This is a genomic window from Rhodopirellula sp. UBA1907 (assembly GCF_002337565.1).
GTDB lineage: Bacteria > Planctomycetota > Planctomycetia > Pirellulales > Pirellulaceae > Rhodopirellula > Rhodopirellula europaea.
The window spans coordinates 1-16,539 of sequence record NZ_DDGH01000039.1; the positions used below are offsets into that span (position 1 = coordinate 1).

Sequence of the window (16,539 nt, forward strand, 5' to 3'; positions counted from 1 at the left end):
AAAGAACGCGGGATCACCATTCTGTCGAAGAATATCGCGGTCCACTACCGCGGGGTGAAAATCAATTTGATCGACACCCCCGGTCACGCGGATTTCGGCGGCGAAGTCGAACGTGTTGTCCGGATGGCCGATGGTGCTTTGGTGCTGGTCGATGCCGCGGAAGGCCCGATGCCACAAACTCGGTTCGTGCTTGAAAAAGCTCTGCAAGCCGGCGTCAAGCCGATCGTTGTAGTGAACAAAGTAGACCGCCCCGACGGCCGTCCTCCCGAAGCTCTCGATGAAGCTCTCGAATTGCTGGCCGATCTTGGTGGAGAAGAACAACTTGACAGTGCGGCTTACGTTTTTGCCAGTGCGAAAGAAGGCTACGCGACTGACGATCCAGCCAAACCCACTGAAGACATGCGTCCGCTGCTGGACCTGCTGGTTGACCATTTGCCTGGTCCAACCGTCGATACCAAATCTGATTTTCAGATGATGGTCACGACGTTGGATTGGAGCGAGTACGTTGGCCGGATCGCCGTCGGCCGCGTCAACGCGGGAACGATCCAGACTGGCCAAGCGGTGGACGTCCACACGATTGATTCCTCAGGAAATCCAATCGTTCGAAAGATCAAAGCATCGGGTCTGTACGTCTTCGATAAGCTAGGCCGAGTCCCCGCCGAATCCGCTGGTGCTGGCGACCTCATTGCACTCGAAGGTCTTGATGACGTCGAAATTGGTGACACGATCACCGCGCCGGAAACCGGCAAAGCTCTACCAAGACTGAAAGTCGATGAACCGACCTTGGAAATGGTCTTCAGCGTCAACTCATCGCCCTTGGCCGGCCGTGAAGGCAAGTACGTTACCACCCGTCAAATCAAAGCTCGCTTGGAGAAAGAACTCGAACGCAACGTTGCTCTTCGAGTTTCGATGATCGAAGGTACCGAAGCATATGCCGTCGCCGGACGCGGTGTGCTTCACCTCGCCGTATTGATCGAAACGATGCGTCGCGAAGGTTACGAACTGAGCGTCGGAAAACCTCGTGTGGTCTTCAAAGAGATCGATGGCAAAAAGCACGAACCATTCGAAACCCTTCGCGTGGAAGTCCCCACCGAGGTGATGGGCCCAGTCATGGAACTCGTTGGTCTGCGTCGTGGCCAATTGGAAGAGATGAAGCAACGTGGCGAATACAGCCTTTTGCGATTCATCGTTCCATCGCGTGGTCTGATTGGTTTGCGAACCCGACTGCTCAATGCGACTCGCGGCACCGCCATCATCCACCACCGCTTTGAAAGCTATCGCGTGGTCGAGGGCGACGTCCCTCGTCGAGCCAACGGTGTTTTGATCTCGATGGTTGGCGGCAAAACCATGCCGTTCGCCCTGTTCGCCTTGCAAGATCGGGCTGAGCTGTTTGTTCCGCCGAGCACCGAGGTTTACGAAGGAATGATCGTCGGCGAAAACGCTCGCGAAAACGACATGACGGTGAACCCCTGTCGCGAAAAGAAACTGACAAACATGCGTGCCAGCGGCAGTGATGAGAACGTCATCCTGAAGCCACCACGTGATATGTCGTTGGAAGCTGCCCTTGAGTACATCGAAGACGACGAATTGGTCGAGGTGACTCCAGAATCGATTCGCTTGCGTAAGATTTTGCTGAAGGAATCCGATCGTCGTCGGCAAGGCCGCAACGGCTGATCCTGATCGATGCAGTTGCTTTTAGTTCGACACGCGGAAAGCGAGAACAACGCGAAACCGGTTCATAATCGCGTTTGCGATCCGAGCATCACCGCTCGGGGTCGCTTGCAAGCTGACTGCTTGGGTAAATGGATGTCTGGACTGGCGATTGATCAGTTGATCACCAGTCCCTTCCTTCGCACCCTCGAAACGACTCGGTCGATTCTTCAACACGCGCACGCCCCGCCGCGACGATATCCAGTCTCCGTATGGCATGACGTCTTCGAAAATGGTGGTTGCTACCATGGCCACCACGAAAAGAACTTCGCAGGCGCCCCTGGGCTCAACCAATCCGCAATCCAGTCGTTCTTTCAAGAGATCGCCGCTCAATTCCCCGACCGTGATCCGCCTCCGTTGACATTGGATCCGGAGATTGATGAATTGGGCTGGTGGGGCGGAAAAGATCGCGAGCTTCCCGAGGAGATGCAAGCACGCTCTCTCGCGGTGATCAAACGGTTTGAACAAACATTCGCTCAACAGCCTGACGAGGAAATACTCGGCGATCGAGAAAATCCGGTCGTGGTGCTGATCGCTCACGCCGATTTTTTGCGTGAGATGCTTTCACAAATGTTGGCGGGGCGAGTGGCGATGGATGCCATTGGGCCAATCCCCAACACCTCGATCACTTCCCTACAATGGTCAACGATGGGCTGGAAGTTGACGTTCCTCAACAGTGTCACGCACTTGCCACCGAGACTCGTCACGGGTCATCAAGCGTTGCTTTCTTAAACCTTCGCTTTTCTTCGGTGGAAGCAGACCCGAGGTGATACCGGCGACGTAGACGTAGCAGTCCATCGCAATGGCATTGTTGTTCCGTTGCCAGTTTCTTTGAATCACACTGCCTTCATCATGCTTCTGATCGATTCGCTTACCAAACGATTCTCGATCGAAAGCGGGACGGTCCATGCCGTTGATGGGCTGTCGATGCAGGTAGCTCCCGGTGAGGTTTTTGGACTGCTTGGTCCGAACGGGGCCGGAAAAACAACCACCTTGCGGATGGTGCTGGGACTGCTGGAACCGGACGAAGGCTTCGCAGAAGTTGCTGGCATCCGCACTTCCAAGGACCCTTTTGCTGCGAAGGCGAAACTTGGGTTTGTCTCAGCCAGCGACGGAGTCTATCCGTGGTTGTCGGTTCGCGAGATGCTGCTTTACTTTGCGGACTTGTATGGCGTCGCGCCAGACCAAGCGACCGCGAGACTGAAAGAGCTTGCTAGCGTGATGCAGATTGAGGCACTCCTCGACCGTCGTGCCGGTTCGCTCAGCACGGGTCAGCGCCAACGAGTGACCTTGGTGCGAGGCTTGATCCACGACCCTCCTGTGATGCTTCTAGATGAACCAACCCGTGGACTCGATGTCGTGGGGGTGCAGACAATCTTCGAGTACATCGAACATCTGCGTGCTGCGGGAAAGGCGGTTGTGGTCTGCACTCACCGACTGGACGAAGCAGAACGTCTGTGCGACCAATTTGGGCTGCTGCATCGCGGCCGCATCCGCTATCGCGGCACCTTGAACGACCTTCGAGAAGAAACCGGACGAGAACATCTGGTTGAGATGTTTGTTGATCTAATGCACTCCACTGACCCGGCGTTGACCGAGGACCACGCGTGAAACTTTCCTGGTCCCGGCTCGGCCGGCTCACTCAAAAAGAACTTCGGGAAACCCTGCGAGACCGACGGACGATGCTGACTTTGGTCATGATGCCATTGTTGGTTTATCCATTGCTCAGCATGGCGTTGAACCGCTTCTTGCTTTCGTCCGGCATGCCGGCGGAGCAAGCATTCATGGTTGGTGTCTCATCGCCTGATGAGCGAGATTTCTTGCAGACGCTGATCGAAGATCCTCGCAGCGCACCTCCGGAACCCATCCTGAAGGTCAACGGCGGTCAATTGGCTCGGTTCGAGGTGGTTGTGCCAGAGGAACTCACACCCGAAGAAGCGTTGTCTCAAAACCTGCTCGACATTGCGGTGCAGTTTCAACACGGCCCAAGCTCCATTCAGTCGATGGAGATCGTTTCGTACAACAACGATCAGGGCAGCAGTACAGCTCAGCGAATTCTGACCGAGCGTTTGCAGTGGTTACAGCTGTCTGAAAGCCTGCAAATCGTTCAGCGAATTGATCCCAATTACCAACCGATCGATTTGAGAATTCGATCGATCGGAGGGAAAGCATCAGGATCCATTCTTGGCACGGTGATTCCCTTGGTTCTGGTTTTGATGACCATCACCGGCGCCGTTTATCCAGCGATTGACCTGACGGCTGGTGAAAGAGAGCGAGGCACGATGGAAGCACTGATGGCTTCTCCCGTTCCGCGTTGGTGGGTGTTGCTTGCCAAGTATCTTGCGGTTGTCTTCGTCGCCTTCCTCACCGCGATGGCAAACTTGCTTGCCATGTTCGTGACCATGAAGGTGACAGGACTAGTCAGCATGCTGGCGGGTGATTCAACAGTCGGGCTGCTGCAGATCACGCAGATTCTCGGTTTACTGCTGCTGTTCAGCTGCTTCTTCTCGGCGTTGTTGCTTTCGCTTACCAGCTTTGCGAAGTCGTTCAAAGAAGCACAGGCATACCTGATTCCCGTGATGCTGCTGTCGCTTGGCCCGGCGATGCTTTCCCTGATGCCAGGCGTGACACTGGAGGGACCGCTGGCCGTCGCTCCGCTACTAAACATTGTTTTGCTCGCTCGTGACATCCTATCCGGCACCGCCACCACCGCAGGCGCGGTCGTGGCCGTCACCAGCACACTGTTTTATGCGGCGGCGACTTTGGGCATTGCCGCGCGACTTTTTGGTAGTGACGCGGTTGAGCGAACCAGCCAGAAATCATTTGGTTCGCTTCTTCAACGACCCGATACGGTTACCAATCGTCCCAGCATGAGCCAGGCTGGGTTGGTTGTCGCCTTACTGTTGCCAGCCTCATTTCTGATCTCGAACGGTTTGATGCAGTGGCTGCGAATCGTGTCCGATTCCATCTCGGTTAGTTCACAGCTGTTGCTAAACGCATTGAGCCTGATCTTGGTTTTCGGTTTGATTCCACTTTTCGCAACCATCATTGGAAAGCATCGCATCCGGTCAACGTATCGATTCGTGATGCCACCGCTTGCGTCAATTCTGGGTGCCATGGTCTTGGCGGGAGGAGCCTGGGCGTTTGCGCATGAAGCCCTGGCATTGGCCGACCAGTTTGGAATCGCCCTTCTTTCGGACGACCAAATTGAACGCACAAGGTCTTTGCTAGACAAATGGAAAACGGTGCCTCCATGGCTACTCTTGTTGACGATGGCGGCAACCCCGGCTCTCGTCGAAGAGTTCTGCTTTCGAGGCTATTTATTCTCCGCATTTTCGGCTGTCCTTCGCCCGTGGCAAACGATCTGCACAACCGCATTGCTATTTGGACTCTTCCACGTCTTTGTCGGCAGCACATTGTTGGTCGAACGCTTTCTACCCACCATGCTGCTTGGATTACTGCTGGGATGGGTTGCCTTCCGAACCGGCAGCGTCTGGCCAGGAGTGGTCTTGCACTTCTTCCATAATGGAATGCTGGAATTAGCCGCGCGTTATCATGACAAACTCGATTTCCTCGGGCTCAGCGATGCAGATGGCTCCAAGCACTTGCCACCCAGCTGGCTCGTTGCTGCCGCACTCATGGTCTTGATTGGCATCGCGATTGTCGCTTGGTCGACACAAAAACAAGCCAGCGAGAGTTCAATCCAGAACTAGCTGGTGTGAACAGCTTCAACTTCTTCGCTTCCCACAAGCGTGTCGCTCGTTGAGGCGGATGCCGCGTTCGTCTTCTTCTTGCGAGCTGCTGCGTTTTTCTTCCCGAGATTGTCAACCAAGTAGCTGACCTGGGCCTGCAACTCTTCCGCATGCTCTAAGAAATAACTGAGCTGAGCCAGCGATTCGTGTGACGAATTGGCAATGACCTCTACCTTGCCGATTGGCACCGACTCGTCTTCCCCTGGTCGAGTTGCGAAGAGCGGGATTCGGACAACGCTTTGCATTGACTTCTCCGGCAAACGAATACTTTGCCAAGTCGCATGATAGCCTTCGTGCAACCAAGCCATATTCGCGTCGATTTGCACTTTTGCGAGATCATGCCGTTTCGCGAATTCGACCAATGGTTCCCAGACTGGTTCCCAGCAACCATCGCCTTGAATCTGGACACTGCGCAAATGCTTCGCTGACTCACAATCCTTCGGACGCACCGCAAATGAATGGGCAAAGTGGTACAGACGCCCGAGAAGAAGGCGACACTCCGAATGACCGAACGTTCGAGTCAGAACCAAGAAGCCCAAAACGGCTCCTGCCCCCAGAAGAACCAGCCAGTCTTGATTGAACCGAACTGAGAGTACCGCGATTGTTGAGCTAAGCGTGCAAAGGCCAGCAACCACCAACAACATCCCATTTGGACCGAATTTTTCGTTCAACAGGTGATGCAAATGTCCTCGGTCCGTTGCATACATACTGCGTCCCGTCATCCATCGTCGAATGATTGCTGCAGAAGAGTCGAACAACGGCAGAACCAAAATCGCGACCGGTGCCGCAACGACAACCGCGGACTCCTTCAATGAGCACCACATTGCCAAGACGCCAACCATCAGCCCGATCATCATGCTCCCCGCGTCGCCCAAAAAGATTGTGGCGGGCGGGCGATTGAAGACCAAGAAGCCGAGCAGTGCGCCACATAAAGCAGTTGCCGCAATGACGGTAGATGCAGAGTGTCCACTCGATGCACTTAGCAATGCCAGCCCGCCGCAAACAAACGCGCCGACCGTGGTCGCCATGCCGTCGGCTCCGTCAAGCAGATTGAGCGCGTTGATCGCGAGCAACAACCACAAGACACTGACGGGAATCGCAAAAATCCCCAAAGGAATCTCGAAACCGAAGAGCGAGATCGATCGCATGACCGTTCCACTTCCCACAACGATCATCGCGATGACGCATTGAGCGAGTAGCTTCTGTCGGCCACGCAGTGCCCACTTATCGTCAATCAAACCAACGATCAAGATCGCCGACGAGGCACCCAGCAAAACAAACCAACGAGATGACAACTCCGTCATCTTGCCGAATTCCGCCCAACCACTTTCGTAAGCGATGCCAACCAGGAACGCGATACCGGTCGCGATGAAAACGGCTAACCCGCCCGCCAATGCGATTGGCCGATCATGCAGTTTCCTCTCCGCATCTGGGTTGTCCACCAATCCAACTCGAATTGCGAATGCACGCACCACCGGCACCAGTGCCAGCATCGCGATGAAAGCAGCGGCAAGAGTAACGAGGATGAATGGTGTCATTGCTAGTTGATTCAATCAGAGAAGGGCATTTTGACGCGGTGAAGGCAAAGAATGTCATGACAGGAACGATGTCAGCTGATGACAACCGGTAAACCCTGTGTGACAAGAATAGCTCTTTATTCTAGTACAACGTCTCCGCGATGCATCATCTTACGCGTCCGCTCGAAAGCTATCCCCCGCGCGTACGAAAAGTTAACGGAACTCCGCGAAAATCGTATTGGGCAATCGTTCCAAACCGTAAATCTCCCCGAATCAGGTGTCCCAAGAAGGGGCCACCGCCCCTCCCAAATACCGAAAACACAAGGAAACCAGCAGGCGGACACCTGTGGTTCCAGTGCCCCCCGGAACAGTCTCACTAACCAGGCGGACTGCTAGCACCCCCATTTCATGCACATTTGGCTAAACCGGCATCGCAGAAGGGGCGATAAAGAGTGCGGGGACTTCGCCTGCTAGCAGAATCGCTGCAAACGGTGCGACCCTGATTCCAAACGCCGTTGCAGCCAGTTCGAAGGGCAAGATGGCGGCTGGAAATGTTGCACGCACGAGTCGTGTGATCCAGATAGATCCGCCGCTAGGGGAGCCGGCATTATGACCCAGCTTAATCGACATGACGCGTCCGTCCGCCCGAAGCTATCGAGGCGAAACATCATTCGTCAAAGAGCTCAACGAGCCTTCTTGGCGAGTCTTGCGGCGGGTATTTTGACAACGGGGATGACCGGTTGCACCATCATGGGCGGCCTGCAATCCAAGCTGACTCGAAGTGAGTGCATCGACGACTTCATGGTCTCGCATCGCAACAAAGTCATGGCAGAAAAGGCCTGGTTGCGAAACGCTCACTGCCATAAAAAACATCGCCACTCGAAAGACCTCCGAAAGGGTTTTATCGATGGCTACATGGAAGTCGCGACCGGCGGATCGGGGTGCACTCCCGCGGTTGTGTCTCCTGACTACTGGGGTTGGAAACATCAATCTGGCGATGGGCAAAGTGCCGTCAATGCTTGGTTCGAAGGTTTCCCACTCGGAGTGAAAGCCGCTGAACAAGACGGAATTGGTTACTACAACCAGATCCGCATTCAAACCCCAATGCGACCAGCTTCGGCGGCTATGACCGGATCGATGGCCCCGACGCCAGTCGCTCCTGTACCGCCCACCCCAACGGCCAACGTCTTGCCGCCAGGCATTCAGTTGGGTGAAGGTGAAACTCTGGTGCCAGGCCGAGTCACGTTCGAAGAAGCAAATGAACTGACCGGTACAAACGTGGACATGAATCACGTGAAACAGCAAGCACCGCCTACACCGCCAGCAACCAAATCGGTAGCACCGAAATCGAATGTCACCGACGATCCATTCTCACAGATTGCACCTTCGCAAAGTAACGAAGAATTCGTTGCGGACGGTGCGGGAGCCATGTTGAGTGACATTCCACCAACAAGTGGTGATCAGTTTGGTGGTTCGGCCAACATCAAACAACTGTTCCCTGATGTTGACAGCGTTTCGTCTCCTCAAGACACCAGCGCATCAGACCTTGTCCCGCGGACACAGCAAACTCCGGTCAGCACAAACGTGGCTGAACCAACCCAAGACGAAATTGATTCGGTAATCGAAGAGATTTTCGGACGGCCAGATCGTCAGGCCCAATCAAATGAAGCAGTCGAATCGCCTGCAAACAATCAATCGATGCAATTTTTGTTCGATTGATTTCTGACCGTTCCTCAACCACAGACCAGTCCGGGCGGCTTTGCACCCGATTGCACTTTCAGAGAGTTCAAGGATGAACATCAACCTCTTTCAAACTCGAGTGTGGAAACACATTCGCACCACGGTTGGACTTGGCGTGGCCGCCTCGCTGGTCGCTTCATTGACCGGCTGCTCGTCACTGACCCAGCCAATCGATGGTGTTCCAGCTCACCGATTGCCGCCCGAATTCTTTCCGGCACCCAAGAACAACTTGGTTCCGGTTGATATCGCGTTGCTGTCTCTCGAGCCACCACGTGACTACCAACTCGGCCCCGATGACATCCTCGGTGTCTACATTGAAGGCGTTCTGCCTTTCAATCCGCCCAACACTCCACCTGAGCCACCTCCGGTCAATTTCCCGGAACAGGACAGCACCCTGCCACCGTCGATTGGTTACCCAATTGCGGTTCAGGATGATGGAACTCTGTCGCTGCCGCTGATCGAGCCCCTTGAGGTTGAAGGGCTGACGCTCGATCAAGTCCGCGAAAAAATTCGTGAAGCCTACATCGACAATGACATTCTGCGAGAAGAGAAAGCTCGTCCGATCGTCACGCTCATCAAAGAACGAACCTACGACGTGATCGTGGTTCGGGAAGATGGCTTGGGCGAAGGCAATCAACGATCACTTCAAGCTCAGTCCAGCGAGTTCATTCGAGGCCGCGACAGATCAGCCAGCGGTGGGTTGGTCAAACTTCCGGCCTACAAGAACGACATTTTGCACGCTTTGGTTGAGACCGGCGGATTGCCTGGCCTGAACGCAAAGAACGAAGTTCGCGTTCTGCGAGCCAGTGAAGCTGACAAACGCAAACGAGCTCAGTTTGTTCGAGACTTCTACGCGTCTCAACGCAACGCCATGCTCGACCCATGTGTTTGCCCGCCGGAACTTCCGCCAGACCCATCGATCCTTCGCATTCCATTGCGACTTCCACCTGGAGTGATCCCAAACATCACACCAGAAGATGTGGAACTGCAAGACGGCGACATTGTGTACATCGAAAACCGCGAGACAGAAGTTTTCTACACTGGTGGTTTGTTGCCCGGCGGCGAATTCCCACTCCCTCGTGACTATGATCTCGACGTCCTCGGTGCGATGGCTATCGCTGGCGGTGGCATCGGACAGACGACTGGCGGTGGAGGAGGATTCGGAGGTGCACGATCGGTTGGTGGAGTTCCACCTGGAATGCTGTATGTGCTTCGTCAGACACCATGCAACGGACAAGTTGCAATTGAGGTTGACCTTGCCCGGGCCGTCAACGACCCACGAAGTCGCCCACTGGTTCAACCTGGCGACACTCTGATTCTTCAATACAAATGTGAAGAAGAAGTGCTGAACTTCAGCCTCGGTACATTCTTCACCTACGGTATTCAAGAACTACTGCGAAACTAATCCTCGACCGACGATCGAGTCAATCAAACGAAACGTCGCCTCTACCCAGGGGCGACGTTTTTTCGTTGACCAAGCGGCTCCCGACCGGCCTCACAGCTTCACAAGCAAACTTGATCCCAGTCGGCTCACCCAAACCTCTGGAACAGGAGCCTCAAAAGTCATCCGCTCTTTCTTCGTGGGATGCATGATGGAAAGCCGCCAACTATGAAGTGCGATCCCGGTCGGCCAAGACCGCTCGCCTCCATATTTGGTGTCGCCCAAAATGGGGAACCCAGCCTCGGACCATTGCAAGCGAATTTGATGCTTGCGGCCTGTGAGTGGCTTGACCTTGAGAAGCGTTGATTCGCGGTCGTACCCTGAAACTTCGTACTCCAGACGAGCCTCCTTGGCATCAGCTCTGGAATGATGGGCCACACGCATGCGGTGAGCTGCATCGTCCTTGTAGACATCGTCGACCAAAGAGCCCTGTTGCTGCTCGACTCGGCCGGCGACAACCGCGAGGTACGTCTTCTTCGCTCCAACGCCAGAATGATTGGCGAACTGAGGCGTGAGTCTGCTGGCCGCTTTACTGGTTCGGGCCATCACGATGACACCCGAAGTCATCGAATCGAGCCGACTCACAATTCCGAGATAGACCTTCCCCGGTTTGTTGCACGTCCGTCGGATGTAATCACAACCGAGCGAATGCAAAGTCGGCTGCCCAGCAGCTCCCATCGTCGCTAACTTGGTCGGTTTGTTTACCACGAGCAAATGGTTGTCTTCGTAGACGACGTCGACTTCGCTCATGTTTCTCGAATCCCAAAATAGAAAGTTACGTCACCGATGGGTGAATCAGCCAACGCGAATTTGAAGTTGGGGAAGCGTTCGCTGGACCAAGCCCAGAAGATCCTGCAGGACGTATTTGGGCATCGCTCATTTCGCCCCAGCCAATCTGCCGTCATTCAGCACGCTCTCGCTGGTGAGCACGCCATGGTGATCATGCCAACAGGACGTGGCAAGTCGATGTGCTTCCAAATTCCCGCGTTGCTGGGGAGCGGCACCGATCTGACGTTGGTACTTTCTCCGCTGATTGCTTTGATGCAGGACCAGGTCGATGGGCTGGTAGCAAAAGGCGTCGACGCGACGCTCATCAATTCCTCTTTGGATCGAAGTGAACGCGAAAAGAGGCAGAAGAACTTACGCGACAACCAATATCGTTTGCTATACGTGACGCCTGAACGATTTCGCAAACCTGAATTCCTAGACGCAATTTCGGGCCGAAACATTCAGCTGCTCGCAATCGATGAGGCACACTGCGTCAGCCAGTGGGGCCACGACTTCCGACCAGATTACAGCAGAATCGCCGACATCCGGAAACAACTGGGCTCTCCCACCACGATTGCCCTGACCGCGACGGCAACCGCGGAATGCCGGGCGGACATCGTGGATCAAATTGGCCTGGCCGAATGCGAGATGAGACTGTTCCATGAAGGGATTGATCGTCCCAATTTGCGGATCGACGTCGAGTCCGTGATGGGCGAGAACGAAAAATTCGAAACGATTCTCGAGGCACTTTCGGCCCCACCATTTTCTCCAACCGACGATACGCCCGTTGGCGGCGCTATCATCTACTTCTCGCTGATCAAAACGCTGGACCGCTTCAGCGACCTGTTGTTGGCACGGTCTATCGATCATGTCTGCTACCACGGCGATCAATCACAAAAGGATCGCCGTCGGATACAAAACGAATTCATGTCCGGCGAACGAGACCTCGTTTTGGCCACTCCCGCATTTGGAATGGGAGTCGATAAAGAAGACATTCGGCTGGTCATCCACGCTGAAACCCCTGGATCGATCGAATCCTATTATCAGGAGATTGGTCGAGCGGGCCGTGACGACAAACCAAGCCGCTGCCTTTGGCTCTACGATCAAGACGACTTGATGACGCAGATGCAATTCATCGAGTGGGCCAACCCCGATGCGGATTTCTACGACCGTCTCATGTTCGCTCTGGAACATCATGCGGATCGATGCACCGCCTACGGCTTGGACTGGCTTCGCAAGGAATTGCAACGGGTCAGTCCACATGACCACCGGGTCGACACAGCCATTGCGATGCTCGATCGACATGGTGTTGTCGCAGGCCCAAGAGAACCGGAATGCTTTCAGCTGATTGGCGTTTTGCCAGAGAAGTTCCGTGACAACGATTGGCTGGCGGAGAAACGACAGCGAGATCAAAAACGTCTGTATGCGATGGTGCAGTTTGCAGCGACACCAGCAGAGGAACGCCAAGCGTTCCTCAATCGGTACTTTCTAGAAAGCACGATTATCGGTTGAGACAGCTAGGCCACCTGATGCTTCAAACAAATCCAACCCCTGCACGGTTTCTGCGACATCGTGCACGCGAATGACGTGAGCCCCCGCCGCTGCTACCGCCATTGAAACAGCCAACGTGCCAGCCATCGGGTTGTACTCGTCATTTAAACCACGTTCATTTCGATCCAAGACTTTGCGAATAAAACCTTTTCGGGAATGACCGATCAAAATGGGTGAGCCGATGGAAGCAAAACGATGGGTCGCTCGCAGCAAGGTCAAATTGTGGTCGTGTGTTTTCCCGAAACCGATGCCGGGATCGAGGCAGATTCGCTCGGGCTCGATTCCCTGGTCCAAACAAGCCTGCCGTCGAGCCAGCAAGTACCGCTCGATTTCATCAACAACGTCGCGGTAGCTGGGATCGTCCTGCATCGTCTGCGGAGTGCCCTTCATGTGCATCACACAGACGCCAACACGTGTCTTGACGACGACCGCTGGCATTTCCGGATCGCCTTCCAGACCACTCACATCGTTGACGATTTCCGCGCCCGCCTGAATGGCCGCATTGGCGACGGACGCTTTGCTGGTGTCGATGCTGATTGGAATGGCCAAGTGATTCGCCAACCGCTCGATCACCGGAACCACTCGTTCCGTCTCAATTTCCGCATCCACCGGATCGCTATACGGCCGCGTGCTTTCGCCGCCGATGTCGATCAAGTCGGCTCCATCAGCCTGCATCTTCGACGCGGTCTCGACCGCTAGGTCCAATGTTTCCGAGGTGGTCAGCTGCTGACCGGGAGAAACAAATCGACCGCCATCCGAGAAGCTATCTGGGGTGAAATTCAGAATCCCCATCACCAGCGGACGCCGGCCGATTTCTAAATCGCGCCGAGAAGTCCGCCAAACAGCACGCTGCATCATGTGTAGCGAACGTTCTGGTGTTCAGGTTCGAAGAAGGCAGGGAGCATCGAATCCACTCGCAACAACCCTTCGCGAGTCAACTTCACCTCATCTGGATGGATCTCCGCCAACCCTTCTTCAACGTAGCCTTCCCAAACCGATTTCCAATTTTCGACGATATCAACGCCGAACTTTGACTGGAAATATTCGCGTTCGAGGAACCCACGTTTGAGCAACAAGATCATCTCGCGGATCAACGCTTGATGCTCGGTCGGTACAAACCCACGTCCCAAAGGCAGCTCTCCACCTTCAATCGCACCGAGGTACTGCTCCATGTGCGGCAAGTTCTGGTAGTGAGCTCCTGCGGCGTGACCAAAACTCGCGATTCCGGTCGCCAACAAATCGGCACCTCGCCACAGATTGTCGCGATACGAAAAGTTAACTTTGCCCGTGTCTTTGACCAACGTGTAGGCACTGCTGACTTTGTAGCCCGCCGATGTCATTTCGTCGAAGGCATAGCTGACCCAATCACGCTTAGTCTGCCAATCCGCAACAGGGCTCTGGATTTTGTTGCCCAAGATGTCGGCGCTATAAACCGTGTTGAACGGCAATTCCATTTGGTAGATCGTCACACTCTCCGGTGACATATCGATCGTTCGCCGGATGTTGTCTTTCCAGTTCTCCCAGGTTTCTCCGACCATTCCCGAGATCAGGTCGATGTTCACGTTGGGGAACTGAGCTGCTTCGATCCATTCCCAGGCCGAGAAAACTTGTTTGGAAAGGTGTGCTCGACCGTTCTCTTCAAGCAACTTGTCAGAGAAGTTTTCGATTCCCAAACTCAATCGGGTCACGCCCAACTGCTCTCGCAACGTTTTGACTTTGGTCTCACTCAGCGTGCCCGGTTCACACTCAAACGTGACTTCTTCGGCACCATCCCAAGTGATGTGCTCACGCAATCGATCGGCCAGTTTCGTCAATTGTTTCGGGGACAGAAAACTGGGTGTCCCTCCGCCGAAATAAACGAAGCGGAACGGTCGATCGCCCATCACTGGCAACTGACTGACCATCGAAATTTCATTGCACAACGCGTCGACATAGCGCTGGACTTCTTGTGCTTTGACGTCAGTGAAGACTTTGAAATAACAAAACTTGCATCGTTTCCGACAGAACGGGATGTGCAAGTACAGCCCCAGCGGATTTTCGCTGGTCGGCGCAGAAGCCATCCGCTGCTTCACGTCATCGAGCGAATCCGCCTTCCATTGACTGTAGGGCGGATAATTACTGATGAAGTAACTACCGACTTCAGTCTTGCTGCCTTCGGGCTGTTTTTCGCGAGACTCGTCCTGGGTCGATGCAGTCGTCATAGGTTTCCCGTTTGCGTGCGAATGGTCTACTTCAGAATAGTCGATTGGCTGCAAACACCGAACCGGTGAGCTCCGAATCGAGTTCAGAAACGCATTTCTTAAGAATGTTTACTTCGGCCCAAAACTTCGAACCACGCCTTCGTCATCCGCGATGACCAAGCGTTCCCCTACGATGGCGGGTTCGCCAATGAAGGCCCCCCGAATCTCGAAATTCCATTTTTCATCCCCATTCTCAATCGACAAACGCAAGAGTCGTCCGTCGGTGGAAGCGACCCAGACATCGTCACCGGCGATAACGGGCGAGGCATCAGCACGTCGTTTCAGTGTCACCCTCCAGCGCAGTTTGCCCGTTGATCGCTCGATCGCATCCACCGTCTTGTTTCGGCTCGTGACGATCACCACATCATCATTCACCGCAACACTGCCGCGATATTCTTGGGCTCGATCCGGATCGCTGTACTCCCACGTCGGCATGCCGTCCTCTTCGGAATCGTTCTGCGGAGCGAAAGCGTACAAAACTCCATCCATGATCGGCACAAACAATTTGCCGTCACGGATCGCTGGCGTGCTCCCAGTTGGTCCGCCAAGTGGAATTGCATCCCGCGAAGCCTTCCCTGTGGTCAAATCCACCACGTGAAGGCCACCGTCGCACCCGCCCAAATAAGTCTTCCCATCGCCGACAGAAGCTCCACACCGAATCTGATCGCCGGTTTCGTATTTCCAAACCAGCTCTCCAGACTTCATCGCGAAGCAATACAGGCTGCCGTCCTGACTAGTCACCAAAGCTCTTGGTTGCAGCTCGATTTCGCCGGATGCTCCAAGACGACGCAGCACATAAAACGATGGCGAAGCACTAATCTCACCATCCGTCAAACCTTTCCAAAGCTGCTCCCCCGAGGCTGGATCCCAGGCGACGACATTCCCTTCGACGTCGCCCGACACCAACACGGTGGCTTGAGTCGCCGACCATGCATCGATCTGTTCCGTCGTCATCGGAGTGGTCCCTTCGGGCAGATCACCGGTATCCAAAATATTCACCGCACCAATCGCCTGGCTGATGTTTTGCGGAACGAACAACGAAGGCGAAGCGACGAAGCCTGTGTCCAGCTCGTGACGCCAGAGTGATTCTCCCGTCGACAGTTCGAGAGCTTCCATTCCGCCCATCACATCGACGACAAAAACATGCTTGCCGTCGCTGACTGGAGCCGCCTCGATTGCCTCGGCGGTTTTCGTTTCCCACTGCAGAACCAACTTGTCTGCAACTCCCTTCGAGCGAGCACCTGTTGCGGCAAAATCGCCTCTCGACGTGGGCCAAATCTGTGAGCTGAGATCCTCTGCCGTCACCGATGGCAAAACGAATCCACCCAGCAGCAAGGCAAAGCAGCAACCGAAGCGAAGCATGGCGGGAACCTTTCTGGCCGACGAGTTGTCTTGGAAGCGTTGAAACGTGTCTTGGCGGCAGTAAAACATGGTCAATTCAGCACAATTTGTGACATTGAGATCGGCCTCCCGTACTGCCCTTCGGAACGCTGCCGACTATTATAACCTCGTGGCGAAGTCTCGCCCCATCCATCCTCCATCCCGACCACCGAACATTTATGATTTGTGTCAGTCTCGGCCGCGCCCGCCACAAACGCATGATTGCCGAACACCAGTTCTTGGTCGAACAAGGTGCTCAGCTCGTTGAACTGCGTCTCGATTACATTTCCCGCGCCGTCGACCTGAAACGATTACTCAATGACCGTCCGGGCCCTGTGGTCGCCACGGTTCGCAGGAAAGAAGATGGCGGTCGATGGGAACGATCCGAACAAGATCGCTTGATGCTTCTGCGGAGTGTCATCGCGGCGGGTGCCGAGTAC

General features: G+C 54.7%; 13 protein-coding genes. 8 read left to right on the plus strand and 5 right to left on the minus strand.

Features of this window, described 5'->3' with window-relative positions:
• The 4 genes from typA to B2R17_RS08665 all read left to right on the plus strand — a co-directional run.
• Positions 1-1,674, plus strand: a 1,674-nt coding sequence (gene typA / locus B2R17_RS08650; protein WP_286763673.1) for a translational GTPase TypA, incomplete at its 5' end; no start/stop codon positions are given.
• Between the two features lie 9 nt (positions 1,675-1,683).
• Positions 1,684-2,442, plus strand: a complete 759-nt coding sequence (locus tag B2R17_RS08655; protein ID WP_286763674.1) for a histidine phosphatase family protein — start codon at positions 1,684-1,686, stop codon at positions 2,440-2,442.
• Positions 2,443-2,562: 120 nt separating this feature from the next.
• The gene (locus B2R17_RS08660) at positions 2,563-3,321 is read left to right on the plus strand and encodes an ATP-binding cassette domain-containing protein (RefSeq protein WP_008664480.1); all 759 of its coding nucleotides are present in this window, start codon (positions 2,563-2,565) and stop codon (positions 3,319-3,321) included.
• Complete coding sequence (locus B2R17_RS08665) at positions 3,318-5,423, plus strand: ABC transporter permease subunit/CPBP intramembrane protease (protein WP_286763675.1); 2,106 nt, start codon at positions 3,318-3,320, stop codon at positions 5,421-5,423. The genes B2R17_RS08660 and B2R17_RS08665 overlap by 4 nt, the downstream gene beginning before the upstream one ends.
• On the opposite strand, the gene B2R17_RS08670 is transcribed toward B2R17_RS08665, so the two are convergent.
• Entirely contained in the window at positions 5,420-7,000 is a 1,581-nt protein-coding gene (locus B2R17_RS08670) for an MraY family glycosyltransferase (RefSeq protein WP_286763676.1), read from the minus strand. The genes B2R17_RS08665 and B2R17_RS08670 overlap by 4 nt on opposite strands.
• 711 nt (positions 7,001-7,711) lie before the next feature.
• On the opposite strand from B2R17_RS08670, the gene B2R17_RS08675 reads away from it, so the two are divergent.
• Positions 7,712-8,698 (plus strand): hypothetical protein, encoded by a 987-nt coding sequence (locus B2R17_RS08675; protein WP_286763677.1) that lies wholly within the window; start codon positions 7,712-7,714, stop codon positions 8,696-8,698.
• A 73-nt stretch (positions 8,699-8,771) separates the two neighbouring features.
• The gene (locus B2R17_RS08680) at positions 8,772-10,124 is read left to right on the plus strand and encodes a polysaccharide biosynthesis/export family protein (RefSeq protein ID WP_007327796.1); all 1,353 of its coding nucleotides are present in this window, start codon (positions 8,772-8,774) and stop codon (positions 10,122-10,124) included.
• A 90-nt stretch (positions 10,125-10,214) separates the two neighbouring features.
• Here the strand turns inward: B2R17_RS08680 and B2R17_RS08685 are convergent, their stop codons facing one another.
• Positions 10,215-10,910: an RluA family pseudouridine synthase gene (locus B2R17_RS08685; protein WP_286763678.1), complete on the minus strand. Its 696-nt coding sequence runs from the start codon at positions 10,908-10,910 to the stop codon at positions 10,215-10,217.
• Between the two features lie 36 nt (positions 10,911-10,946).
• Between B2R17_RS08685 and B2R17_RS08690 the strand changes: the two genes are divergently transcribed.
• The gene (locus tag B2R17_RS08690) at positions 10,947-12,440 is read left to right on the plus strand and encodes a RecQ family ATP-dependent DNA helicase (protein WP_286763679.1); all 1,494 of its coding nucleotides are present in this window, start codon (positions 10,947-10,949) and stop codon (positions 12,438-12,440) included.
• Here B2R17_RS08690 and folP read toward each other — a convergent pair.
• The 3 genes from folP to B2R17_RS08705 all read right to left on the minus strand — a co-directional run bounded on the left by folP (position 12,417) and on the right by B2R17_RS08705 (position 16,150).
• Positions 12,417-13,337 carry a dihydropteroate synthase gene (gene folP / locus B2R17_RS08695; RefSeq protein WP_008664468.1) on the minus strand — a complete coding sequence of 307 codons (921 nt, stop codon included), beginning with the start codon at positions 13,335-13,337 and terminating at the stop codon, positions 12,417-12,419. The two genes, B2R17_RS08690 and folP, sit on opposite strands and share 24 nt — an antisense overlap.
• Positions 13,334-14,680, minus strand: coding sequence for a coproporphyrinogen-III oxidase family protein (locus B2R17_RS08700; protein ID WP_008664466.1), 1,347 nt, complete (start codon positions 14,678-14,680; stop codon positions 13,334-13,336). Before B2R17_RS08700 ends, folP begins: the two co-directional genes overlap by 4 nt.
• 108 nt (positions 14,681-14,788) lie before the next feature.
• A complete protein-coding gene (locus tag B2R17_RS08705) occupies positions 14,789-16,150 on the minus strand; it encodes a PQQ-binding-like beta-propeller repeat protein (protein ID WP_286763680.1) in 1,362 nt (453 codons plus the stop codon).
• Positions 16,151-16,278: 128 nt separating this feature from the next.
• On the opposite strand from B2R17_RS08705, the gene B2R17_RS08710 reads away from it, so the two are divergent.
• Positions 16,279-16,539, plus strand: a 261-nt coding sequence (locus B2R17_RS08710) for a type I 3-dehydroquinate dehydratase (protein ID WP_286763681.1), incomplete at its 3' end; no start/stop codon positions are given.